The following is a 26,031-nucleotide window of genomic DNA, read 5'->3' as shown; positions in this document are numbered from 1 at the left end:
CTCTATAAACTATAAAGAGGATGCATTTTGTATCCTCTTTCTCTTTTTGTAGCAGATAAATGTTTTATCAATCTTATTTTTGTAAATTTGTAACAATGAACAAAATCAACCAAAATAAACAACAATAAAGAATAAGATTATGGCAACACCTCCATTCAAGTATCAGGAAATGTTTCCGATGGGAAAAGACACGACCGAATACTATCTTTTGTCCAAAGACTATGTTTCTACAGCCACTTTCGAAGGTCAGGAAATTCTGAAAGTAGCACCCGAAGCTTTGACACTTCTTGCACAACATGCTTTCCACAATGTAGAATTCCTGCTTCGCCCCGACCATCAGGCACAGGTGGCAAAAATACTCAACGACCCCGAAGCAAGCGACAACGACAAATTCGTGGCATTGACTTTCCTTCGCAATGCCGAAATCTCGGCAAAAGGCATTCTCCCTTTTTGTCAGGATACAGGTACAGCCATCATCATGGGTAAGAAAGGACAAAACGTATGGACTGGTGCCAACGACGAAGAAGCCCTATCGAAAGGTGTTTACAATACCTTCACGACGGACAACCTGCGCTATTCGCAAAATGCGCCACTCAACATGTTCGACGAAATAAATACAGGCACAAACCTTCCTGCCCAAATCGACTTGTACGCCATACAAGGAAACGAATACAAATTCCTGTTTGTAGCCAAAGGAGGAGGTTCTGCCAACAAGACATATCTCTATCAGGAGACAAAAGCATTGCTTACGCCTGAGAAATTAGAGCCATTCCTGATAGAAAAAATGAAATCGCTGGGTACAGCTGCCTGCCCTCCGTACCATATTGCTTTTGTAATCGGAGGAACATCAGCCGAAACCAATTTAAAAACCGTAAAACTGGCGTCGACCAAATACTACGACAGCCTACCGACCGAAGGCAACGAAGGCGGACAAGCCTTCCGCGACATAGAAATGGAAAAACGCCTTTTGAAAGCTGCTTACGACTTAGGTTTAGGTGCGCAATTCGGCGGAAAATACTTCGCACACGACATCCGCGTAGTACGCCTGCCTCGTCACGGAGCATCTTGCCCGGTAGGTATGGGCGTTTCTTGCTCGGCCGACCGCAACATCAAAGGTAAAATCAACAAAGACGGTGTCTGGCTGGAAAAATTAGAAGACAATCCGGCTCGCCTTATCCCTGCCGAATATCAGCAAGTGGGAGAAGCGGGAGGCGTAAAAATCGACCTCAACCGCCCGATGAAGGAAATCCTTGCCGAATTAACTAAATATCCGGTATCGACACGTCTGTCGCTTACGGGAACCATCATCGTAGGGCGCGATATAGCGCATGCCAAGTTGCAGGAACGTCTCGACAGAGGCGAAGACCTGCCACAATACATCAAAGACCATCCTATCTATTATGCAGGTCCGGCTAAAACGCCGACAGGTTATGCCAGCGGCTCGATGGGACCTACTACGGCAGGACGTATGGACTCGTACGTAGACTCGTTCCAATCGCACGGAGGAAGCTTGATTATGATTGCCAAAGGAAACCGTAGCCAGCAAGTTACAGACGCCTGCCATAAACATGGCGGCTTCTATCTGGGAAGTATCGGAGGGCCGGCTGCCATCTTAGCGCAAGACAGCATCAAGAGCCTCGAATGCCTCGAATATCCTGAACTGGGAATGGAAGCTATCTGGAAAATCGAAGTGGTAGACTTCCCTGCATTCATCCTGGTAGATGATAAAGGAAACGACTTCTTCAAGCAGTTGAAGCCATTGAATTGCACGCTTTGCTAAAGCATTAACTTATAATATCGAAGAAGCTCCTGAATAGGAGCTTTTTCTCTTTTTATTACTATCTTTATCGTATGGAATTAAGAACAGTCAACGTCATACGCTATATAACCCCTCTGCGCGAAGGCGGCTCACTTCCTGCGCTCGCCGATGCCGACGACGGATTCAAATACGTCGTCAAGTTCAGAGGTTCAGGACACGGAACAAAAGTATTAGTCTCCGAGCTAATCGGTGGAATGGTTGCCAAAGCCTTCGGCTTCCAGATCCCCGAACTGGTCTTTATCAATCTGGACGAGGCCTTCGGGCGGACAGAGGGAGACGAAGAAATCCAAGACCTGCTGCAAGCCAGCCAAGGGTTGAATATCGGGCTGCACTTCCTTTCCGGCGCACTGACCTACGACCCGGTGGTAACGACCATCGAACCGCATCCGGCATCCGAAATCGTATGGATGGACGCTTTTTTGATGAATATCGACCGCACGGTGCGCAATACCAATATGCTGATGTGGCACAAAGAGTTATGGTTGATCGACCATGGCTCGACGCTTTATTTCCACCATACATGGACGGGCTGGGAGAAGTATGCCGTCAGCCCTTTTGCACAGATAAAAGACCATGTATTACTGCCCCAAGCCGAATATCTGGACGAAGCAGACCAAAAGTTGAAAGCCCTATTGACCGACGAGAAGATACGCGAGATTGTCGACCTCATTCCCGATGACTGGCTCAACTGGACGCAAGACGGCGAAACACCCAACGATTTGCGCGAAGTATACTATCAGTTCCTTACTACAAGGAGAGATCATTCCGAAACCTTTGTAAAAGCTGCTCAAGATGCAAGGAAAGCACTTATATGAATATGCCGTCATACGCTTTGTACCCAAAGTCGAGCGCGAGGAGTTTCTGAATGTGGGGGTTATCCTTTTCTCCAAAAGAGCAAAATACCTGCAACTCCGCTATGGGGTGGACGAAAGGAAACTCAACTGTTTTGCTTCGGAGGCAGATATGGAATGCTTCCACGGCAACCTGCAATCGTTTGAGAAGGTGTGCAAAGGTGAACGAGACGGCGGCAAGATAGCTTCGTTAGATGTTGCCGAACGTTTCCGCTGGCTGACAGCCGTCCGCAGCACATGCATACAGACATCGCGTCCGCATAGCGGCTTTTCCGACAATCTGGATGAAACGCTCGAACAACTATTCGATGAGCTTGTAAAATAGCCTATCCCAATTTGAAATCGAGTTTATTGAGTATCCTTCGTTCGTTTTCATCTGCATTGACAACGATATACGCCGGATATTCACGCCTCAACGGATAGTTGTTGCGCAACTGCCTGAACGAATCGGGCGAACCCACTAAACGTTCGTGATCCGTCATCGGGTTGTACGTTTCGAGAATGGCCTCGAAGACCCGGTTATTAGAGGAAAAAGAATCGAGATCTATCATCTTTTTAGGCGGCAGCGGAGGAGTAACAGCCTTAATCGGCTCTTTGTCCAATCCGTAGAAATCGGCCAACGCAGTGAGTGCCATACGGGTAGCATTGGCTTTCCCATCGGCCGAATAACCTGCAATATGAGGGGTGGCAATATCGGCCATTTCCATATATTCGAGGTCGATATACGGTTCGCTCTCCCAGCAATCGACTACCACACCTGCTACCTTCTTCGTTTTAATAGCCAGTTTCATCGCCTGCGTATCCACAATGCCTCCGCGTGCAGCATTTATGATAAAAGGCTTTTTACCCAAAGAACTCAAAAACCGCTCATCTACCATGTGATACGTCTCGTCTATCCCCTCCTTGGTCAGTGGCGTATGGTAAGTGATAAAATCCGATTTCTCCTTTATTTCATCTATCAGTACGAGCGATTCGTTATCAGGCTCTTGCCTCCTTCGTGGCGGATCGTTAAGCAAGACATTCATACCCAACACCTCGCAGGCAGCAGCCACTTTCTTGCCGACATGACCTACACCGACAACGCCGATTGTTTTGCCTTTCAAATCGAATTTATGACGTGCCGAGAGAATAAGCAGCGAGGAGGTGATATATTGTTCCACCGACGAGGAATTGCAGCCGGGAGCATTACGCCACGCAATGTCATTAGCGTCGCAATAGGCCGTATCTATATGGTCGAATCCGGCTGTTGCCGAGCAAATCAATTTTACATTCGTCCCTTTCAGCATCGCTTCGTCCATTCGCGCAACGGTGCGGGTTATCAACACCTCGGCATCTTGGATGCGTGCATTGGAAAAATCGATTCCTGCAATATATTCAACTTCGCCGAAATGTTCGGCTACTCCTTGCAAGAAGGGTATATCTTTATCTGCAATTATCTTCATTTGGTCAGTGCAAAAAAGGTTTCTTCCACGGAGTCTACCTCCCCTATTTGTTTATCCGAGACAAGACGCCCTTTGTCAATAACAATAAAACGGGTACATATATCCCGCACATCCTGCAGAATATGCGTAGAAAGCAGGATTATCTTATCTTCCGACTGCCCGGAAATCAGTTGGTTGAGGCTTTCGCGCTGGTTAGGGTCTAAGCCACTCGCAGCCTCGTCCAGTATGAGAAAGGGAGGATTATGTATCAATGCCTGCGCTACCCCTACACGCTGGCGGTTTCCTTTCGAGAGAGTACCTATCTTTTTGCGGTATTCGTCCTTCAAGCCCACTTGCTCTATCAACGCGGGAATGCCCGCTTTATCCACGTGATAGATACCTGCCACATAATCAAGATATTCGCGGACATACATATCATCATACAACGGGTTATCTTCGGAGAGATAGCCGATTTTCTTTTTCGCCGCCAGAGGATTCTCCGTATAATTCTTCCCGAAGATATCGACAGTTCCTTTATCAGGCTGCAAAATACCCGAAAGAATCTTCATCAAGGTCGATTTCCCGGCCCCGTTGACGCCCAACAGGGCAACAACCTCGCCCCTGTTCAACGTAAAAGATACATCCGAAAGGGCTTGCTGGCTTCCGTACGATTTGGATATGTTTTCTACTTTTATCATCATCTTTTCTTTTTAGGGAATGCTAATATATGAATTATGTCAATCAATACTTATTTTATTCTCCCGAAAAAAGTAACATTTCTCTACTCTTTTTCGATGTTTTTGAGAAGTTACTTTTCTCAGTGTAGCTTAATGCTTTTTGTCATGCTGAGTGAAACGAAGCATCTCGTCGCTTTATCGGGAAGAGACTTCTCACCTTCGTTCGAAGTGACAATAAAAAGTAACATTTCTCTACTCATCTCCGAATGTTTTATCGAGTTACTTTTTTTCTTGTCAACTCGTCTACTTGTTTACTCGTCAACTATTTCAACACCGATAAACTTTCCACTATAATTCGACTAAGAATTCACATAAAAAGCTATCAAACTACAAAAGTGAATCGATTGTCTCTATCAATTTTTCATTTTTAGGGTTTGGTGCATCCTTCGACACAAGCTTACCATTTTTATCGTAAATCATGTAACGAGGTATCGATTTCAGATTCATATCTTTAACCCACTGTGCGTTAGGCGATGCTATCAGGTAGCTTTTAGCATTATCGACATTGAGGCTATTTTCTTCGGCTTTCTTTTTCCATGCTTTTTCTTGGTCGTTGTAAGCAAGGTATAAGAATACGACATCTTTGTTTTTGTACTTTTCTCTTATTTCCTTTGCCGACGGCATAGCTGCCAGACAAGGAGAACACCATGAAGCCCATACATCTATATATACAACTTTGCCTTTGTATGTATTCATCAGATTGGCGAAGTCAACTTGTTGCATATTCATATCATAAAGCTGCATATCTTTTGAGTCGATAGTTTGCAAAGGTGATATATCTTCTACTAATTTAAGCCAAGTGTTATCACCATTGGTTTGTGCTAAAAAGATTTCAGCATAGTTCTTAAACTCAGTGCTTTGCTCTTGTCCTATTTCTCCAAGTATATTGTATAGAAAAGATAATTTCGTTTTAGGAGTAACTTTTTCATCGGCTAACAGCTTTTCAAATACTTTTGATGGAGCTGTTCTCTTGCCAAAGTATTTAAAAATATATGAATGAACAGACATTCGGTATGAATCAAAGTTTAAATTATCATCATCAAAAGAATCAAAAATGTAATCTTTCTTATTTGTTTCTGTCCGAATGGAATCTAATGCAATTTCTTTATTTGCTAATTGATACCTGTCAGCAGATATTAATTTTTCATCCTTTAAAGTGTTCAAAAATGCTCTTTTAGATGGGTTTAAATTATGATAATCGAGTATCATTTTATGCCGTTTTGCATCGTTAAAAGTAGTAGATACTCTGTATTCTTTAAACTCCGGAGCTTGCAATTCTTTGGAATTATAGTAAGCAAACCAGTTTAAGTCATGTTGGGATTGTTTTTTGTCTGTGGATAGAGCAATTGGAACATCATTCTCGAACGTTATCCTGATTGTATCGTCGGGATGGACTATATACGAATATGAATATCCATCTCGATGGAAATAACTCAACATTCCTTCCGGAACGTAGATTTCCATATTGTACCTTTTTTCATCAGTCGTACTTGTCACTCCATAAATTCTTTCATTAAAGAATCCATTATATAGAGATAAGGATGGCATAGCATAATATGATTGCACATCGGGAGAGACTATAACGGTTATTGTTCCTGACGATTTAGGAGAGGCGGTTTCTTCCTTTGGGGATTCTTCTTGTTGTGCGTTTTTACTATTACATGCAATTAGAAACAAGGCAGATAGAGCTATTAGTATATGTTTCATTTTATTATATGTAGGTTAAGTTATAAATATTTGAAATCTGATTACTAACATTCGGTTGTATATCCTCTGGTAATATACGAATCTGCAAATTACATAAAAAAATCGCTCCGAGAGCAATTTCCCGAAGCGATTTTCATTGTCTGAAGTATATAGCTTTTTCTTCTGAGTGCAATCTTATGCCGATCGTCCTTGCAACTCTTTATCTAACGTATAGATACCGAATCCGTTATCCCCAATCATTTTGAGGGCGTCGATATAGCCCGTTACGGTTTCTTCTTCCTCTACCTGTTCGTCGACGAACCATTTCAGCATGCTTTCGGTAGCATAGTCCTTTTCTTCGCGTGCTATTGCAACCAAGTTGTTTATCAAAGCTGTCACATGTTACTCGTGTTTCAGCGAAGCTTCGAAAACAGCAAGCGGCGAATTCCACGACTTAGGCACTTCCGTTATCGGTTGTAGGTCTACCTTTCCACTGCGGGAAACAATGTAATCGAACAACTTCATTGCATGGCCTTTTTCTTCCGAGGCTTGCACGCGGAACCAATTGGCAAATCCTGCTTTTCCGTCGGCAGCAAAGTGTGCTGACATAGACAGATACAGGTACGACGACCACAATTCGGCATTAATTTGCGCATTCAATGCGTCTTCTACTTTTTTACTCAACATAACTCTTATTTTTTTTGATGATAGTTCTTCTATAGTTAGCGGTTCGTTGTATCGAACCTGAACAAAGATAGAAAAACTATCCATTCCACATTAAGATATAAATATTATTCAAGACTTATAAACGTTCTTTATGATAACGCCTTAGGCGGGATAAGTAATTTGCACCTGATAAGTTTACAGCCTTTAGGATGAGTCATATTTTCATTTTTCCGGCCATAAAGGTATAACAAATTGCTTATTCGAGCCGAAATATTAAAAGGATTTTTCTTAAGTTTGCATATAGTAAAACGGCTTCTTATGAATAATGCTAAAAAATACCACTTATTACTTGATAACGAAATGAGTATGGAATCGAACATGGCCGTTATCCCGCGCGGAAAAGATCCGATACCTACCCGTTCTGCCATTGAAGAAGCGTTGAAACGCAACAAAGATTTCAAATTAGAAGCCTTTACCGAAGAGGAGTCTGCTGATAACGATCCGTATTCCAAAGGTTATACGGCAACTATCCGCTATCAGGACGAAACTTTCAAGATAGAATTGTACTATATAAAAGCCTCGGAGTTGCATGTCCACGAATACGGATTCGCCAATCACATCGACGAGGAATCGCTCAATACGGCTGTTTCGCAGGAATATGCGGTAGGCACATCCATGTATTTCAGCGAGAATAACCTGGCATCCTTTCATCTGCAACTGAAAGTGATGCATGCCGTAGTGCCGGATGCCTGTCTGGTGATAGACTTCATGTCGTACAGGCTGTTATCTCCCTATTGGCTCAAAATCACCTGCGAATCGTCCATTCCTCCGTCGCCGGATTATTTGTACACACTGCATTGCGTGTACGATGAAACGGAAAATGACAAACGTCGCTACTGGTTCCATACACACGGATTGCAGCGATGCGGTTCGGTGGAGTTGGAGATGCTGAATATCGTAGAAGGTTCCGAGCAGATGCACATCCTCATCAATATGATTGTCAAGAAATTCCTTTCCGATCCGGCTAAGGAGAAAGAACGCTTCACCATCGGCTACGACGGGATGGGCATCAATATGTGCTGGCTACGCTGGGAGGAGGCTCTGAAAGATTTCCCTGCCGACATGCTGGGCGGAATGGCAGACCGTGAAGGCGAAGACAACGTACACAGCGATCCCAGTGGTGTACTCTTTGCCGTAGAAGACGGCAATATGATATCGCCCGAGATTTATGCGTCTACCCTCGCCGTCAACCCTATTTATTATATCACCACAGAAGAAACCAACCGTATGAGCGCTTTGGCTAAAGAGCGCTTCAGCCTCTTTTGCGAGGTATTCGGTGAGAAATATAACGATCCGTCGAAAAGAAGCTTATTCAAAAAGGTATTCGGCAAGAAAGAGAATCCCGAACGCAGTTGGGCTTTTCTGGTCAAGCTGGGACTAACGATGGACAATCAAGAGTCTGACAACGAGCGTGAACACCTCTGGTTCGATATTTTAGGAATAGAAGACAACAAGATAAAAGGCAAGCTCCTCAACCAGCCTTATTGGATAGACGGGTTGAATGAAGGCGACATCAAGGAGTATCCGACCGAACTGCTGACCGACTGGATTATCTATTCGCCCGAAGAGACTTATACGCCCGATACGATTTATCAGCTCTATGTAGCTGAAGGACGGTTGTAGAAACATCTTTTTTAGTCACATATAATCAAAATCTATCGTTATTCTTACTTTTCAATAATTTTAAAAGATGAGTAAAGTAGATATAATCATTAAAACTATCAATGAGAAATTTCCGGATTCTTCATTCTTAAAAGTGGCTTCGGATGATTTCAAAAACATAGAACAACAATTTGGGAAGATACCTTCAGAGGTCAAGGAATTATATACCAAGCTGGGGTATGGAGGTATTGGAGATAGTTATTTTAGAATGCATCTCTTCTTAGAACCAAGTGATATTTATGATGCAGATACGGCACAGGCATTAGATGGAATATTAATTATCGGAGATGATTTTGCAGGAACATGCTATGCTTATGACACAAAGCACAATTGGATTTTTGGTTATATAGACACCGAAGGAGCATTTGAGCCTTTATTAGGCATTTATTCTGATTTCATAGATTTTTTAGAAAAAAACATATTAGATAAATGAATGAAGCAAAGGATTGGAAAACAATTCCGCGCAGAAAAAAAGCAGACTCGTTTCCGAATCTGCTTTCTTCATTATATGTTATCGTTTACTTATATGTCAACCATTTAAACATATCCTTGAACGAAGCTTTTTTACCTGTCATCAATATACCCACACGGTATATTTTGGCTGCAAACATGATGCAAAGGATGGCTGTGACATATAATAATACCATTGAAAGGACTATTTCCCATACCGGCACTTCCAACGGAAGGCGAACCATCATCACAATAGGCGATGTAAACGGTATTATCGAACCCCAGAAAGCAAGGCTTCCTTCCGGATTCTTAGCCGCAGCAAAACCGATATAAAAGGCCAGCATCATTATAATCACTACGGGCATGATGAATTGTTGCGCTTCCTGCGAATCGTTAGCCGCCGAACCGAACATAGCATATAAGGCTGCATACATCAGGTAACCACCGATAAAATACAGGACGAAACATCCCAATACCTTAAACCAGTTGATGCCGACAAGTTGGGCAATCATTTCTCCGCCATCTCCCAAATTCATATTGGCCATCATCGCCTGCGTATCGCCACCTGCCATCATATTCATCATCTCGGCATTTGAGACATTCAAGTCGAGGAACGAAAAGGCGACAAGGCATCCTGCTATCCCTAGCACTCCCCACATAATAAGCTGTGTGAATCCTGTCAACGCTACCGCTATGATTTTTCCCATCATCAAATCAAATGGCTTGGCCGAAGATACGATAACCTCTACGATTTTGTTCGTTTTCTCCTCCACCACGCTCTGCATCACCATCGAACCGTTCATCATCACAAAGAAGAACATGACGAAAGTCAGTGCCATCCCTACAAAAGAGACCTGATCGCTGACCGTATCTTTTTCCTGTCCGCTCTCAGCCCATTGCTTGGTGCTGATGTTGATGCGGTCTTTCGAGTTGATAATATCTTGCAGCGATTCCACCACCTGCGTGTCGATATTCGCTTCGGCGGTATAAGCGGCCAACTTCTGTTCCCTTACGGTATTTGTCAGTACATCATTGATATAGCGGGTAAGCTCCTGCGGAGGCTGCTGTTTTTCCGAGAAAAAGGTTACCGCAGTCGGTTTCTCATTCAGTGGAGCGTCTATCGTCAGCAAAGCTATCATTTCACTCTCACCTTCGCCTTCGGTATCAGTTGTCTTTTTCTGCGGCATCTCCGATTCGCCTTTGATGCTTATAAACTGATATTTGTCCGACGATTCCAGTTTAGAGAAATACTCTCCCGTACGGTCTAATACGTATATCTTTTTTATGTCGTCGCTGTCGAGCTTTGCCAACATAATGGGTACCACTACTACCGCAATCATCACAATAGGGATAATGATAGTCGATATCAAAAAGGCTTTCGTTTTGACGGTAGCCGTATATTCGCGCTGTATAATTAGTTTCAATGCTTTCATTCTGCCGGTTTTGCTACAAGTTGAATAAATATGTCGTTCACAGTCGGAAGCTCCTCATCGAAAGAAAGGACTTCGTACTGTCCGATTATTTCTTTTATCATCGCCGAGTTAGGTGTTTCGGTATCGAGTTTATGGATTTGTGCAACAGTCGTTTGCTTTTTCGGAGTGACCGATAACACACTGAACAAAGGCGACTGGATGTCGAAGCCTTGTCCATTCACTTCGACGTTGAAAACATGCTTGCGGAATTGCGCGCGCACTTCTTTCACATCTCCTTGCAATACGGCTTTCGACTTATTGATAAGCGTTATACTATCGCAAAGTTCCTCCACCGAACCCATATTATGGGTGGAAAGGATTACTGTTTTGCCTTTTTCTTTCAATTCAAGGATTTCATTCTTCAATATTTCGGCATTCACCGGATCGAGCCCGCTAAACGGCTCGTCGAGTATCAGCAATTCGGGATCATGAATCACCGTCGCTATGAACTGGATTTTTTGCTGCATCCCTTTCGATAGTTCTTCCACTTTCTTCTGCTCCCACGAAGTGATGTCGAACTTCTCCATCCAGTAATCCATCCGTTTACGCGCCTCATCTTTCGACAGTCCACGCAGACGGGCAAGGAACAGGATATGTTCGCCTACTTTCATTTTCTTGTATAACCCGCGTTCCTCGGGCATATAGCCTATATTGTAGATATCGCTGGCGGCCGATGGCTTACCATTGATAAACACCTGCCCTTCGTCAGGTATCGTAATGCGGTTGATAATGCGGATAAGCGAGCTTTTCCCGGCACCGTTAGGTCCTAACAGCCCATATACACATCCGCGCGGAACCTGAACGGTCACGCCGCTCAGCGCCGTATGCTTCCCATAGCGTTTTACAATGTCTTTAGCTTCTAAATAGTACATGCTAATTATATGTTGTTGGTTTTATTTATTCTATAAGACGAAAGAGAGCCCAAAATATCACAAGCCGATGGAAAAAAAGTCATCGCGACAAGACAATTCTTTCGCCCAGATACTTATCGAGTATCTTTTTTATATCTTTCAGGTTCTTACGTTCCGCCATCAGCGCGAGCACAGCTTCGTAATCCCCTGCCTTTTCTTTCTCCTTCAATTGCTCGTTCACCTCGGCTATACGTTGTTCGATGTAGGCATTCTTCAATTCGGCCAATACCCACGGAACATTGCGCGTCAAGTGGTTTTCCTCCGCCAAAGGCGTATCTTCTTTCGACACGTTTTCGCCAAACTGCTTGATATGTATCTTGCTCAACTCGTGCCTGTCGCTGACCAATTCGGCAGCAATACGGCTGACGCCCGGATCGGGATGCGCCAGAAAATAGCGCGACGGAACAAAGTCGGTATTGGACAGTTGTTCTACCGCTTCCTCGAAAATCTGCTTATAGGTGGGATGGGTAAACCACAACCCGTCATTCTCCAAATCGAGTTTCACGTATTGAATCACATTCATCGGCTGCGCATCGGGATTCTCCTCGGTAACCTCTATCAGCATATGCGTACCATAGCGAATGACGAAGTAAAGCACTTTCAACTCGTTGGCATGAATCGGATTTCCTCTGAGGCCTTTCTTCTGCGCCTGTTGTTGCTGCCTGTTTTGCTCTATCTGCGGAATATAATCCTCTTCGGGTGGCGCGAGAGGCATCCCTCCCCGCTCCTCTCCCCGCTGGCTATCGGTATATTTATGGTCGAGGTGCGCGCGCCTTTTGCGGCTTACCTCGCGGACAAGCAGTTGCTCGTCAATCTCCATCAGGCGGCTGCAATCTTTGATGTAGACCGAGCGCATAATATTGTCGGGGATAACCGATATACTATTGACAATATCCGTAATCAGCGAAGCCCGCTTGGTAGGGTCTTCTCCGGCGTCGCCCAACAGGAGTTGCGTCTTGAAACGGATGAAATCGACTTCGTTATCGGAGATGTATTTATTCAACGAGGTGGCATTCTGCTTACGTGCAAACGAATCGGGATCTTCGCCTTCGGGGAGCAGCACCACTTTGATATTCATCCCTTGCTCCAACAAGAGGTCGATCCCCCGCAAAGCGGCTTTTATCCCTGCCGCATCGCCGTCGTAGATAACGGTGACATTGCTTGTGAAGCGGTGAATCAGTTTTATCTGTCCCGGTGTAAGCGCCGTACCCGACGAAGCCACCACATTTTCGATGCCAGCCTGATGCATGGATATAACATCGGTATACCCTTCGACCAGATAGCAGCAATCGTTTTTGGTTATCGCCTGCTTAGCCAGATACAAGCCATACAGCTCACTGGCTTTGTGATATATTTCGCTTTCGGGAGAGTTGACGTATTTGCCGACTTTCTCGCGCATCTTGAGGATGCGTCCGCCGAAACCAACCACTTTGCCCGATATCGTATGAATGGGAAACATCACCCGCCCACGAAAACGGTCGGCAAGGTAGCTGTTGTCGTTCGCCTCGAATGTCAATCCTGTTTTGACGAGGTAATCCTTTTTATATCCGGCTTTCAGCGCCTCCTGCGTAAAAGCGTCCCTCTCCTCGAGGCAGTAGCCTAACTGGAATTTGCGGATAATGTCTTCGCGGAATCCACGTTCTTCGAAATAGCTAAGACCTACGGTCTTGCCTTCGATATGGTTGTGCAGGATATTGACAAAATAGTCGCGGGCATATTCGTTGAGGATGAAGAGGCTTTCGCGCTCGTTATAGGCTTCTTTCTCCTCATCGCTCAATTCGCGTTCCTGCACTTCGATATTGTACTTTTTCGCCAGATAGCGAAGCGCCTCGACATACGACAACTGTTCGTGCTTCATAATGAAGTGGACGGAAGTTCCGCCCTCGCCGCAGGAGAAGCATTTGCAGATATTCTTGGAAGGCGATACGTAGAACGAAGGCGTCTTGTCCTCGTGAAAAGGACACAACCCGACATAGTTTACCCCTCTCCGTTTGAGGTTAACAAACTGAGATACAACGTCTACTATATCTGCCGCATTGATAATGCGGTCGATGGTTCCCCTGTCTATCATATCGGACACGAATGTACGAAAAATACAGGGGAGTTACAAGTGGTAAATTGTTAAGCTCTTTTAATCCTTCTTGCAACGGACGGAAAATAAGGCAGCTATAGTATCTCCAGTACGGAGCACCTGTTGCGGATTATAAACAGAAGCAGTGCCATTACTAAAGTTTCGGTTCCATGCAGCTCCTGAATTATAACTCGCCGACCAAATAGAACCCATTAAACCGTAATTCCCGACATTATTCACACTTGCATAACCGGTAAGATATACATCGAAGCCTCCTTGTACAGAAGAAAGACTTTTTCCTCCAGTAGTCGGATAATAATGGTTATCAAGAGCGCATTGCGACAACATAGCAAAGCCATGCCCATTAGTATTTGAGGAACCGCGATAAGCGCCACCCCCTTCTTCCCATGTTGAAGACCAAGTCGTTGGAGTGAAAACATCGGTTGGTGTATATTGACTATAAGCAGTGGGGTTATTGTAAATCTCCTTTTCTAATTCGTTCCATTCTCTATCATTGGGCAAATGCCAACCAGCAGGGCAGATACCCTGAACTACCGGCATAGCTGCTTCGTCAGCTTCACCTTGTCCTTCGTTGATACCTATACCCACTACCCGCCCATTACTAGCAGCTCTCCAAGTATACATAATACCAGCACGCCACACCCAATCGACCTCAGCTTGAGCCGCATTATAAAGATGAGAACCTGCACTCGGCCCTTTCCATGGGTAGCACCAATATTTAGCTGGAGAAGAATAATCAACTGTGTAATGCGCAAAGTCTGTGAAGCCGGCTTCTGTATTATCTGGAATATAACGCAGGTTTTCCAACATCCAATCGCCTGCATTGCCGAAGGTGCGGTACGGATAGGTTTGAGTTCCCAATATCTGCGAACGGTTATCTTCCATATATTTAACATCTGCACTACGTTTTTCCTGCAAGGATTGCCATTGATTACCATCCCAAATATACATACCATCGACAATGTCGGCACAGGCTTTAGGGGTTACTCCCGATAGATGATACACCATTAGCCCCACATGTTTGTCTTTATCCCAGTTGTCACTTGTACTATTCCCATCGATAGTTTGCGCAAGGCTCTTTCCAGAGGGGATAGTTAGCGATGTCAGCTTCACCCGAGGCAGACCTAAACCTCTATTGGTTGCTCCATCTTCTTTTAGATCTAATAATGCACCCGGCACAGGAGGCTGATTACTTCCGATAGTTACTTGCCCGTGCAGGGCGATTGTTGTCAATGTTAAGGCTATAAGGATTATAGCCCGTGTTAAAGTTTTTTTCATGTTATAAAAAATAATAGCCCCCTCTGACTCCCCCGCAGGGGGGAGAAAAGGAAGCAGGGTGAATAAATAGTTTGTTTGAGCCCCTCCAAACCTCCCCGTAGGGGAGGCTTAGGGGAGCGTATATTGTTTCTGTCGATTGGGGAAGAAACCATACTTCCCCCTTCGGGGGATTGAGGGGGCCGGTTATTGTCATCCCGAGTGGATACGAGGGTCGTTATAGCTTTGTAGGGGGCAATAAACATTGCCCCGTATATGTTGGATATTGCGGGCGAAAGATTTTTGGCTCGCCTACACTTCGCCGAACGATGTTTCGCCCCTACATTAATTCTGTTGACTGTTGACTGCTCACTGTTAACTAAAATACTGCCCCTCGCTCCCCCTCTCGCGGAGGGGGCTGGGGGGAGGTGTCCACGACTGTCGCAGCCGGAAATACCCCTGACATTAACACAAGCATATTTTAAGTTGACATGTAGACGAGTTGACCAGTAAACAAGTTTATTCCTTTCTTGTGTACTTGTTAACCTGTCTACTTGTTTACTATTTTCTAAAAAATATTTACTGAAACCTTGGATTAATCCGAAATATTTGCTATATTTCGTGTGTGTGTGTGTGTGTGTGTGAATACGCCAATAGCACATTACAACAAACTAATATAAAATCAGTTAACTGTTTTTTACCGCCATATTTCATATTTATATAATACACTTCCGAATCAATTATCATCAAATGCAAAGAACGTACATTTTCGGATGATCTCAAAATTTTTAACCCATTATTCTATCACTTGATAATTTTTTCGGGCATTTTCGAGCGTAACAGCATTGAAATGCCACCACTCGCCCTGAATAACATAGAAGCCCGCATCTGTCATCACTTTTCGCAGCAGGCGGCGGTTAGCAACCTGCTTAGGGGTAAGCAATCCGTCCTCGACAAGACCCTCCTCATCGCGGATAGCAGCCGCTTTCCCGAAATAATCGAAAGGCGTTCCCATATCCAGCGGAAAGCCCTTTTCGTCGCAGATAGTCAAGTCTACCGCCATACCATAGTTGTGCAGTCCCGTTTTACTTGGATTGGCAACATATGCTTGTTGCGGAGTACCTTTCACGACGTCGAACATTTTCTGCTGTATACTCAAAGGGCGCACAGCATCATACACGAGCAGCGACAATCCGGGATGCGATTTTTGCAATATCGTTTGTGCTTTCCTTAGTTTTTGCAATGCCAGCGGATGAAGATAGGCATTGAGCATGCGGTCGTACAAAACAACTCCCGTAAAATTATCGGTCGTAGCATATTTCAGCTCCACCCAGATAGAAGGGATAGAATCCTGCACGTGCAACATCCCTTGATCGACCATCGATTGTTCGAGCGGTGAAATTTTCTGTGCCGACATCGTTAAACTGCCAAAAATCAATAATAAACTGATACTAAAGAACTTCATCGAATCGATTATTCTATATATTTCTTCAACACCGACACCCAGACCGTATATCCTTTCCCGTTCAGGTGAATACCGTCTACCGTATAGGCGGCATTTAGTTTGCCATCGTGCCCGCGCATCAGCGGAGCGATGTCGATATATGTCAGGTTATTCTTTTCTGCTATTTTCTTCACCACCTCATTGAACCGATCTATCTTCTCATTCTTGTCTTTGAAATAGACAGCTGTCGATTCATTTATCTCATCATTCACAGCAAAGATGCTCTGCAAATATATTTTGGTTTGCGGAGAATGCTCTTTCACTATCTGCACGAGTTGCGTATATTCTTTCTCGAAAGTTTCGAGGCTGACATCGGTGAAAAGCAAATCGTTCACTCCCGCCAATATAAACAACTGCTTGGGGTGCGTATCAGCCACATAAGGCATCCGGTCTATCATCCCCGGAATCCTGTCGCCACCGATACCTCTGTTGACAATCGCTTTTCCGGGAAAAAGATCGTCCCACATACCCCGTTCGGTGATGCTATTGCCGAACATAACAATCGCACCTTGCTGCGTAGGCATACTTTCCTGCATATTTCTTCGGTTGTTATAATAATCGTTTCTGAAATCGGGGCGGTTATCTTGCGCATAAGCCGACAACATAACCGGCATGAATAAAAAGAAAACAACAAGCTTTTTCATAATAATACGGATTAGGTTAGGTTTTTATTGGGAGGACAATATCAGTTCGCTGATTTTCAAATCGATGGGCGTGGTCACTTTTATATTGGTTGGTTCGCCTTGTACCAAGTGAATGTCTTTCCCCAACGCCTCAACAACAGAAGCATCATCGGTGAAAGTCTCGTTATATGCCGCCTGATAGGCTTTTTTCAATACATCGACCGTAAACACCTGCGGCGTCTGCACCGATTTAATCTTCGTTCGGTCAATGATGCGGCTTTTTCCGTCCGGCATTACTTCGCGCAGGCTATCGGTAGAATCGACAACGGGTATTACCACTTCGTATTCCTGCGCCTCATCGAAACATCTTTTTATCAGCTCCTTAGAGGCAAACGGACGAGCACCGTCATGCACGCCGACAATACCTTTTTCGACGAGCTGTAAGCCATTCTGCACCGAATGAAAACGGGTTTCACCTCCGAGCGTAATGACATGCGGAACGACAAAATGATATTCGCAACATAATTCCGCCCAATAATCGCGATGCGAAGCCGGAAGCACCAATATGATATGAATTTCTTTGTCGAAACGGTAAAAGGCTTCGATGGTGTGCATCAGTATCGGCTTCCCGCCAATGGGTATAAATTGCTTCGGGAGCTCACCACCCATCCGCAAACCTTTTCCACCTGCTACGATGATGATATTGTTGGTTGCTTTCATTCTATCTTGTCTAATATCTTCTGTATTTCTTCATTCGTCTTATACAATTTCTCTTTGCAGAGTTTTATCAGATTGGCCGCTTTTTTCACTTCTGCCAGCAACACGTCTACATCTAATTCTTCGTTCTCGATGAGAGACATGATATCCTGCAATTCCTGCATCGCCTCGCCGTATGTTTGTTCTTTTTTAGCCATATTTTCAGTTTGTTACAATTCTTCTATTATTACATATAGAATAGGAATCAGCAACGTAATCGCCCCTAATATCAGATAAGGTATCAACCTCTTCCTTTCCCCTTCTTTGCGTAAGAGGATAACGGCATTGTTATGCTTGTCGATAAACGCCGCTTTTTCTACTGCTGAGATAAGATCGAATTCTACTGTTAAGACAAGAGCCAACCCATCGCTAAAAGGACTAACCGTAGTATATTCCAACGGAATAACCTCATTCCCCTGATGATCGATAAAACCATGATACGCATCCCCATATACCGATAGGAGGCCTTCGGAACTTTGGGTAAGATAATCATATTTACATGGAACAACAATCCGGCCTTTGGCATCTATCACCCCAGCACCCTCTTCGTTGTTGATGACAGCTACGCCTTCGGACATTTCCTCAATCAGTTTAGCTTTTATGCCCGACTTTAAGATATTTCCTTTCTTATCAAAAAGATCCCAATACTCACCATCCTTTGTCAGGTAAATATGGTCATCTTTGGTATTGCTACTCATATCTGACATATATTCTATCGGGATAACAAGCTCCCCTTTAGTATTTATAAAGCCACATTTATCTTTCTGACTTCTGTACCTGATTCTGGCTAATCCACCTTGAAATTCATCGATATCGTCATACTCGAAAGGAATGATCACTTTTCCCTCTTTATCAATACATCCTACCCGGTAATCCTTATCGCGAACCACACACAAGCCTTCGGAAAAGAGGCTGGAAGCCGTATAAACACCTTCTATCCGCTTATAGCCTCCTTTATCGATATAATACCAGGAATCACCTCCCGCTAAAACAATGCTAAGTCCATCCGAAAAAGGAGAAACATTATCATACACACAAGGAATCACCAGATCCCCTTGCTGATCGATAAATCCCCATTTCTCGTTTTTACAGACAGCCGCTAAACCTTCGGAGAAATCACGTACTTTTTCGTATATGCAAGGAATTGCAATCTTTCCGTTGCGGTTGATAAAGCCATACTTCCCTTTCCGGCAAATATAGGCGAACCCTTCGTGGAAGTGGCCTACATGACTATAGGTCACCTTCGGTATTTTTTTATACTTATCTATTATCATACTTTTTTCTTTATAATTGATTTTACCTTACCATCAGCAAATTGCGTGGTCAACTCCTGCCCTTCGCCAAGAAGCGCCGCCGATTTGACCAGCTTCCCATCCGCCATAGTCAGCGTATAGCCTTTTTTCAGGATATTCTGCGGCGAAACGAGTTCGAGTATTTTATCATATAGTTCTAATTGCTTCTCTTTAGCAACAAGCGAACCAAGGGCATTTTTCTCCAAAACAGCATGATAGGACGAAAGCCTTTTCTGCTCCTCTTTGGATAATTGCTGCGTATTACGCACCAGCGAAGCCGCAATAGTAGCCAACAAGGCATCGCTCCCTTTCCGGTAGGCTTGGATTTCTTTTTTCAGGGTAGTACCCAGCGATGCAAGGAAGGTGGATTGGTCTTTATACCAATTACGGCTCATATACACAAAGTCCGATTCGGCCTGCTTCAAGCGATCCTTCTCGTCTTGCATGCGGTCTTGAACGATTTCCGTCAACAACTGCTGCGCCATATCCAGGTCTCCCGCAGTATCCGCCATGTAACCGACCAAAAACTCGGCAACGGCTGTCGGCGTCTTAGCCCGCGTATGCGCTACAATATCCAGCACCGTTTCGTCCCGTTCGTGACCGATACCCGTGATGACAGGCAACGGAAATTGCGCTACACTCGCAGCCAGCAAATACGAATCGAAAGCGCTCAATTCGGAAGTCGCTCCCCCGCCCCGGATGATGACGACAGCATCGAACTTCTCCTGATGCTCGTACACTTGTTCCAATGCCGAGATAATCGAATTTTCGGTACGGTCGCCCTGCATAATAGCAGGGAAAAGCCGGATGTAGAAGACGAATCCCTGCGAGTTATTCTCCAACTGATTGCAAAAATCCTCATATCCCGCAGCAGTGGGCGAAGAAATCACCGCAATACGGTTGGTGAGCAAGGGCAATTCAAGTTCCTTGTTGAGATCCAGTACGCCGTCCTCCTCCAACTGGCGGAGGATAGCCGCCCTGTTAAGAGCTTGGTCGCCTAACGTATAAGCGGGATCTATATCGTGAACGGTCAGGCTAAGCCCGAATACCTCGTGATATTCGACGCTTACCTCTACCAGCACTTTCAGGCCGGAAGCAAAAGCCTGCCCCGTAGTAGATTCAAAATAAGCTTTCAGCAGATGAAAAGTCGTCGACCAAATCATGCCGCGTGCTTTGGCAAGCATCGTTTTGCCCGACTTATCCTTTTCTATAAATTCGAGGTAACAATGCCCGTTCTGATTCTGGCGCACGTCGCTGGTTTCGGCTCTTATCCAGACTTTCTCGGGAAGCGCTGCGTGCAGCACCTCCTTCACCGTCCGGTTCAGCTCGAAAAGCGATATGGCATTGTTTTCCATCGTCGGTCAGAAATATAAGTTTAAGACTTCTTCTACATCAGCACCCGTTATGGTGAGGATATACAATTCCTTCTCTTTCGCTTTGTTGGAGAATACATATTGCTCGAACGAAGCGCCTTCCGCCGGCGAAACAAAGCTATCGACCTGCGTAACCTTACTCTTTTGCTTCTTGCTGAGAATAAAAGTACATTCGCCCGTCAATGGCTCATCTCCCACATACACAACACGCGCTTCGCCTATCTTGTCCGACTCGATACGGAAATTATCGGAATAACCGACTACATTTTTACCTTTCCGCTTAACAGCTATCGCCGCCAATTTCATCGCTTTCGGCATATTCGGGATACCGTACCCGAAATCGTCGTTCGGTTTGTCGTAACGATTGGAGGATTCTTGTACTATCTTGATAATTTCTTTATTGGTCAACTGCGGATACGCTTGCCACAGACAAGCCACGATACCCGTTGTAATGGGCGAGGAGAAAGACGTTCCGCTGGCAAAGGTTATCAATCCCATATTATTCACCACCATAGAATTAGAGCCCAAAGCTACCACATCAGGCTTAACGCGCATATCGGCAGACGGACCGCGCGAACTGAACGGTGCCAATACCGAATCGCGGCGGATAGCCCCCACAGTCAATACATCTTTTGCATCGCCCGGAGGTGTTATCTTGCGCCACGAGCTATCGCCCGAGTTTCCGGCACTGTGAACCATAAGCATTCCTTTCTGTGCTGCCAGATAAGCCGAACGCGAGATATATGCTTTCTTCCCGTCCAAATCGGCATGCGTATAACTCTCGGTCGGATAATCGAAACTGTTGTATCCGAGCGAAGTATTCACTACGTCCACACCCACGCTGTCGGCATACTCTACGGCATTCGCCCAATAATCTTCTTCTATCGGGTACTCGCTGCGTTCGTCTTCCGTCCCCAACAGCCAGAAATTAGCTTCGGGAGCCGTTCCCACAAACAACAACGGTTTATTGATTCCCATACACGACAGCACCATCAGTCCGTGCTGACTGCCCGTATTGAACAGATTATCGTTGCCATAGACAAAGCCTTTGTAGCCTTTTATCTTAGTCTTATTGAACAGCTCGATACTCGGCAAATGGCTGAACCCCGCATCAATCACGGCAATATCCATACCCTGCCCTTTGAAGCCGGCACGATGCAAGGTGTCTCCTGCAAAGGGTTTGATGTTATCTTTGCTATAGGCATAATGGTCGCCGAAAACAATTTCCTTTTTGTTAGGGAACGAGAGCGAATCGGGATATTCCTTTTTCACAATCTTTTGCGGACGCCCGCGCCATACTACCATGGCACTATCGACAAAAGGCAAAGCCTTTAGCGCATCAACCATTGCGCTGTCGGCACAATGCACGCTGATGGTCTTTTGCCATTTACTTTTCGCCACAACGATACCGCCTAAATTCTCGATTGCTTCGATGTAATCGGCGCTGATAGGCAAATCCATTTCATCGATGGAAATACCTTGGCGCTGACGGCGTTCGATAGACTTAGCCGTTAAGAATTCTTCGGGTTTATCTGTCGAATAAGACGTTTGTCCTTTATCTTTCAGGAAAAGACGGAATTTGTATTCATAAATATTTTTTTCTTCCGGGATGATTTCCTGCGCCGGTGTCAAGGCAGGAAAGAATAGGAATAATGGGATAAATAGCCAATTTTTCATAAAATTTTGTTTGGTTTCTTACAAAAGTAAGCATTATTGCCTTAGGTTGGAAAAAATAATTTGTAACTTGCGCAACTAATTTTGATGAGTTATTTTTAATTAAGAATATCCAAACCACATAAGCTATCTGATGAAAGATTTTCTGAGTTTACTAAAAAGATTTCTTCCACCATACAAAAAATACGTTGTCCTCAACATTGTCTTCAACCTTCTGAGCGCTGTATTGGGCGTATTCTCATTTGCTGCGTTGGTGCCTATCCTCAATATTTTGTTCAAGGTCGACGGCAAAGTTTATGTCGATCAGGAGATCAGTTATTCTTCGATGAAAGAATTTTCGGATACCTTGATGAACAACATAAACTATACCATACAGCAGGCAGCCGATGCCGACGGAATCACCTTTGTATTAATCGGATTGGCGATATTCCTTATCGCCGGGACTTTCCTCAAAACGGGGACAGCTTATTTAGCCGCTTTCTTCCATATCCCTATCCGCACGGGAGTGGTACGCGACATCCGTAAACAGATAGACGACAAGATATTATCCCTTCCTTTAGGATTCTTCTCCAACGAGCGCAAAGGGGACATCATTGCCCGCATGACAGGCGACGTGACCGAAGTGGAAAACTCGGTGATGAGCTCGCTGGATATGATTAGCAAAAACCCGATAATGATTGCCGTATATCTGGCAACCATGCTGATAATCAGTTGGCAGTTGACGCTATTCGTCTTCATCCTGCTGCCTATAGCAGGTTTCATCATGGGAAAGATAGGTAAATCACTGAAAAAGAAATCACTCGAAGCCCAAAACAAATGGGGTGCCTTGATGTCGCAGATGGAAGAAACCCTCAGCGGCTTACGCATCATCAAAGCCTTCAATGCCGAAACCAAGATAGCCAACCGCTTCGACAACAGCAGCAACGAGTTTCGCGATATGTCGAACCGCATTGCCCGCCGCCAGCAACTGGCGCATCCTGTGAGCGAATTCCTGGGGACAATAACAATCGCTATTGTCTTGTGTTTCGGGGGTACTTTAATCTTGGGCGACAGTGCATCTATCGAAGCATCGACATTCATCTACTACCTCACTATCTTTTATCTGATAATCAACCCCGCCAAAGACCTCTCCAAGTCGGCCTATACCATCAAAAAAGGAATGGCGTCGATGGAGCGTATCGACAAAATACTCGATGCCAAGAATGACATCGAAGATCCTGCCAATCCTAAACCGGTGGTATTCGAGAAAGAAGTTTCTTACCGCAATGTTTGGTTCAAATATCAGAACAACTGGGTTATAAAAGATGTGACGTTGACCGTACCGAAAGGAAAAACAATAGCCCTCGTTGGGCAATCGGGTTCGGGTAAATCGACTATGGTGGATTTACTGCCCCGCTTCTACGACGTCAACAAAGGCGGCATCTATCTGGATGACACGAATATAACCGATTTCAAGATGACCGATTTGCGTTCCATTATGGGCAATGTGAATCAGGAAGCCATCTTGTTCAACGATACATTCTTCAACAACATTGCTTTCGGCGTGAAAGAAGCGACGATGGAGCAGGTGGTCGAAGCTGCCAAAATTGCCAACGCGCACGACTTCATCAGTGCCACCGAGCATGGCTACGAAACCAATATCGGCGACCGGGGAAGCAAGCTGTCGGGCGGACAACGCCAACGCATCAGCATCGCGCGAGCTATATTGAAGAACCCGCAAATCCTCATCCTCGACGAAGCCACCTCTGCCTTAGATACCGAATCGGAAAAGCTGGTACAGGAGGCATTGGACAACCTGATGAGAAACCGCACGACCATCGTTGTAGCGCACCGCTTGTCGACTATCAAAAATGCCGACGAAATATGCGTGATGCACGAAGGCGAAATAGTAGAGCGCGGACGACACGACGAGCTTTACGAGAAAGACGGCTATTACCGTAAATTGTGCGATATGCAGCAATTTTAGGTCTATAGCTACCGCTCTGAAACAAACTAACCAAATAATAAAACCTTGATTTGTATTAATCATTTAAGCTAAAACCTAAATTTAGACGACCATGAACAACAAGGTACTAAAGGCATGTTCCGTCTCGCTATTGGCTACTCTCACAGCGTCGATGTATGCCCAGAAAGATGAACGCCCGAACATTATCGTTATCCTTGCCGACGACCTCGGCTATTCCGATATGGGATGCTACGGAGGCGAAATCGAAACACCCAACTTAGACAAGCTTGCCGAAAACGGATTACGTTTCAGCCGCTTCTACAATGCCAGCCGTAGCTGCCCTACGCGTGCATCGCTACTCACCGGGCTTTACCAGCATCAGGCAGGTATCGGACGGATGACATTCTACGAGAATTTGCCCGGCTATCGCGGACAGTTGACCGAGAACGGCGTCACCATCGCCGAAGTATTGAAAGACGCCGGCTACAATACAGGCATGATAGGCAAATGGCATGTTGCCGAAACACCGCTTAAACCCGACCAGCGCGAATGGCTGGCACATCACGTCTATCACGAAGATTTTGCCGATAAGGCTTGCTATCCGACGCAGCGCGGGTTCGACGATTTCTATGGAATCATATACGGAGTAGTCAACTACTTCGATCCGTTCAGCCTCGTCAATGGAGAAACTCCTATAAAGAACGTACCGAAAGATTACTATATCACGCAAGCCCTTTCGGACAGTACGGTGTCCTATGTAAACCGTTATGCGCAGGACGACAAACCATTCTTCCTGTACTTGTCATACACCGCTCCGCACTGGCCGTTACATGCCTTGCCTCAGGATATAGAAAAATATAAAGACACCTACAAAGATGGTTGGGATGCCATACGCGAAGAGCGTTACAAACGCATGAGCGAACTGGGCATCTTCCAAGATAATAGTATAGCCATGTCGCCCCGCCAATTTACGGATAAGTGGACAGACAATCCTACGCAGGAGTGGGATGCCCGCGCAATGGCTGTGCATGCGGCTATGGTAGACCGTATGGACAGAGGCATCGGACAACTGTTAGACGCCCTCGAAAAGAATGGGCAATTAGACAATACACTGATTCTTTTCCTCTCGGATAATGGATGCAGCAGCGAGGATTGCCAGAACTATTCCGAAGGGGAAAACGACCGCCCTGATATGACACGCATCGGCGAGAAAATCATCTATCCACGCAAGAAAGAAGTATTGCCGGGTTCGGAATTGACATACGCTTCTATCGGCGCGAAATGGGCAAATGTTGCGAATACACCTTTCCGTTTTTGGAAAGCAAAATCGTACGAAGGCGGCATTTGTACGCCGATGATTGCCCACTGGCCTAAAGGGTTGAAATACAACACCGGCGGCATGACTCAAGAAATGGGGCATGTAATGGACATCATGGCTACCTGTATCGACTTAGCAAAGGCCAGTTACCCGAAAGAGTACAACGGCAAGAAAATCATCCCGATGGAAGGGAAGAGCCTTGTGCCTATCCTCGCCGACGGCAAGCGGAAAGGTCACGAACATCTGGGATTCGAACACTTCAACGAGAAAGCATTGATAAGCAACGACGGATGGAAGATCGTTATGCCGAACGGTTCGAACGGCGAATGGGAACTATACAACCTAAACAACGACCGCACTGAATTGAACAATATGGCGAAGAAGAATCCTAAGATTGTCAAGAAATTAATAAAGCAATACAACGAATGGGCCGAGAGATGCCTTGTCGTTCCGGCTCCGAAATAA

21 protein-coding genes and 1 pseudogene are annotated in these 26,031 nt (G+C 45.0%); 7 read left to right on the top strand and 15 right to left on the bottom strand.

Features of this window, described 5'->3' with window-relative positions; translation table 11 throughout:
- Positions 1–139 precede the first annotated feature (139 nt).
- The 3 genes from D0T66_RS03995 to D0T66_RS03985 all read left to right on the top strand — a co-directional run bounded on the left by D0T66_RS03995 (position 140) and on the right by D0T66_RS03985 (position 2,995).
- Positions 140–1,780 carry a fumarate hydratase gene (locus D0T66_RS03995; RefSeq protein ID WP_163355830.1) on the top strand — a complete coding sequence of 547 codons (1,641 nt, stop codon included), beginning with the start codon at positions 140–142 and terminating at the stop codon, positions 1,778–1,780.
- Between the two features lie 71 nt (positions 1,781–1,851).
- Positions 1,852–2,634 carry a HipA family kinase gene (locus D0T66_RS03990; protein ID WP_163355828.1) on the top strand — a complete coding sequence of 261 codons (783 nt, stop codon included), beginning with the start codon at positions 1,852–1,854 and terminating at the stop codon, positions 2,632–2,634.
- Entirely contained in the window at positions 2,612–2,995 is a 384-nt protein-coding gene (locus tag D0T66_RS03985) for a DUF3037 domain-containing protein (RefSeq protein WP_163355826.1), read from the top strand. Before D0T66_RS03990 ends, D0T66_RS03985 begins: the two co-directional genes overlap by 23 nt.
- Before the next feature lies 1 nt (position 2,996).
- Here D0T66_RS03985 and D0T66_RS03980 read toward each other — a convergent pair whose 3' ends face one another.
- From D0T66_RS03980 to D0T66_RS03965, 4 genes and pseudogenes are all read right to left on the bottom strand, one after another.
- Positions 2,997–4,112 (bottom strand): 4-phosphoerythronate dehydrogenase, encoded by a 1,116-nt coding sequence (locus D0T66_RS03980; protein ID WP_163355824.1) that lies wholly within the window; start codon positions 4,110–4,112, stop codon positions 2,997–2,999.
- A complete protein-coding gene (locus D0T66_RS03975) occupies positions 4,109–4,792 on the bottom strand; it encodes an ABC transporter ATP-binding protein (protein WP_255489703.1) in 684 nt (227 codons plus the stop codon). The genes D0T66_RS03980 and D0T66_RS03975 overlap by 4 nt, the downstream gene beginning before the upstream one ends.
- 363 nt (positions 4,793–5,155) lie before the next feature.
- Positions 5,156–6,535, bottom strand: a complete 1,380-nt coding sequence (locus D0T66_RS03970) for a TlpA disulfide reductase family protein (protein ID WP_163355822.1) — start codon at positions 6,533–6,535, stop codon at positions 5,156–5,158.
- A gap of 174 nt (positions 6,536–6,709) precedes the next feature.
- Positions 6,710–7,201 (bottom strand): annotated as a pseudogene (locus D0T66_RS03965) (ferritin).
- A 297-nt stretch (positions 7,202–7,498) separates the two neighbouring features.
- On the opposite strand from D0T66_RS03965, the gene D0T66_RS03960 reads away from it, so the two are divergent.
- Positions 7,499–8,863 carry a DUF4026 domain-containing protein gene (locus tag D0T66_RS03960; RefSeq protein ID WP_163355820.1) on the top strand — a complete coding sequence of 455 codons (1,365 nt, stop codon included), beginning with the start codon at positions 7,499–7,501 and terminating at the stop codon, positions 8,861–8,863.
- A gap of 67 nt (positions 8,864–8,930) precedes the next feature.
- A complete protein-coding gene (locus tag D0T66_RS03955) occupies positions 8,931–9,335 on the top strand; it encodes an SMI1/KNR4 family protein (RefSeq protein ID WP_163355818.1) in 405 nt (134 codons plus the stop codon).
- An 85-nt stretch (positions 9,336–9,420) separates the two neighbouring features.
- Here D0T66_RS03955 and D0T66_RS03950 read toward each other — a convergent pair whose 3' ends face one another.
- The 11 genes from D0T66_RS03950 to D0T66_RS03900 all read right to left on the bottom strand — a co-directional run bounded on the left by D0T66_RS03950 (position 9,421) and on the right by D0T66_RS03900 (position 22,306).
- A complete protein-coding gene (locus D0T66_RS03950; RefSeq protein ID WP_163355816.1) occupies positions 9,421–10,785 on the bottom strand; it encodes an ABC transporter permease in 1,365 nt (454 codons plus the stop codon).
- Positions 10,782–11,696 (bottom strand): ABC transporter ATP-binding protein, encoded by a 915-nt coding sequence (locus D0T66_RS03945; protein WP_163355814.1) that lies wholly within the window; start codon positions 11,694–11,696, stop codon positions 10,782–10,784. The genes D0T66_RS03950 and D0T66_RS03945 overlap by 4 nt, the downstream gene beginning before the upstream one ends.
- A gap of 79 nt (positions 11,697–11,775) precedes the next feature.
- Positions 11,776–13,806 carry a DNA primase gene (gene dnaG, locus D0T66_RS03940; RefSeq protein WP_163355812.1) on the bottom strand — a complete coding sequence of 677 codons (2,031 nt, stop codon included), beginning with the start codon at positions 13,804–13,806 and terminating at the stop codon, positions 11,776–11,778.
- Positions 13,807–13,866: 60 nt separating this feature from the next.
- Positions 13,867–15,105, bottom strand: a complete 1,239-nt coding sequence (locus D0T66_RS03935; RefSeq protein ID WP_163355810.1) for an FISUMP domain-containing protein — start codon at positions 15,103–15,105, stop codon at positions 13,867–13,869.
- Between the two features lie 772 nt (positions 15,106–15,877).
- A complete protein-coding gene (locus tag D0T66_RS03930; RefSeq protein WP_255489702.1) occupies positions 15,878–16,498 on the bottom strand; it encodes a M15 family metallopeptidase in 621 nt (206 codons plus the stop codon).
- 56 nt (positions 16,499–16,554) lie between these two features.
- On the bottom strand, positions 16,555–17,229 hold the full coding sequence (locus D0T66_RS03925; RefSeq protein WP_163355807.1) for a GDSL-type esterase/lipase family protein: 675 nt from the start codon (positions 17,227–17,229) through the stop codon (positions 16,555–16,557).
- A gap of 24 nt (positions 17,230–17,253) precedes the next feature.
- On the bottom strand, positions 17,254–17,928 hold the full coding sequence (locus D0T66_RS03920; RefSeq protein ID WP_163355805.1) for a 2-C-methyl-D-erythritol 4-phosphate cytidylyltransferase: 675 nt from the start codon (positions 17,926–17,928) through the stop codon (positions 17,254–17,256).
- Complete coding sequence (gene xseB / locus D0T66_RS03915; RefSeq protein WP_163355803.1) at positions 17,925–18,122, bottom strand: exodeoxyribonuclease VII small subunit; 198 nt, start codon at positions 18,120–18,122, stop codon at positions 17,925–17,927. The genes D0T66_RS03920 and xseB overlap by 4 nt, the downstream gene beginning before the upstream one ends.
- 12 nt (positions 18,123–18,134) lie before the next feature.
- On the bottom strand, positions 18,135–19,238 hold the full coding sequence (locus tag D0T66_RS03910) for a WG repeat-containing protein (protein ID WP_163355801.1): 1,104 nt from the start codon (positions 19,236–19,238) through the stop codon (positions 18,135–18,137).
- Complete coding sequence (xseA, locus tag D0T66_RS03905) at positions 19,235–20,611, bottom strand: exodeoxyribonuclease VII large subunit (protein WP_163355799.1); 1,377 nt, start codon at positions 20,609–20,611, stop codon at positions 19,235–19,237. Before xseA ends, D0T66_RS03910 begins: the two co-directional genes overlap by 4 nt.
- A gap of 6 nt (positions 20,612–20,617) precedes the next feature.
- Positions 20,618–22,306, bottom strand: coding sequence for a S8 family serine peptidase (locus D0T66_RS03900; RefSeq protein WP_163355797.1), 1,689 nt, complete (start codon positions 22,304–22,306; stop codon positions 20,618–20,620).
- 130 nt (positions 22,307–22,436) lie between these two features.
- Here D0T66_RS03900 and D0T66_RS03895 point away from each other — a divergent pair, with 130 nt between their 5' ends.
- Both D0T66_RS03895 and D0T66_RS03890 read left to right on the top strand, forming a co-directional pair.
- Positions 22,437–24,269, top strand: coding sequence for an ABC transporter ATP-binding protein (locus D0T66_RS03895; RefSeq protein WP_163355794.1), 1,833 nt, complete (start codon positions 22,437–22,439; stop codon positions 24,267–24,269).
- Positions 24,270–24,360: 91 nt separating this feature from the next.
- On the top strand, positions 24,361–26,031 hold the full coding sequence (locus tag D0T66_RS03890; protein ID WP_163355792.1) for an arylsulfatase: 1,671 nt from the start codon (positions 24,361–24,363) through the stop codon (positions 26,029–26,031).

Source organism: Dysgonomonas sp. 25 (assembly GCF_010501075.1).
In the GTDB taxonomy this organism is placed as follows: Bacteria; Bacteroidota; Bacteroidia; order Bacteroidales; family Dysgonomonadaceae; genus Dysgonomonas.
This window is presented reverse-complemented; position numbering and strand designations above follow the sequence as displayed.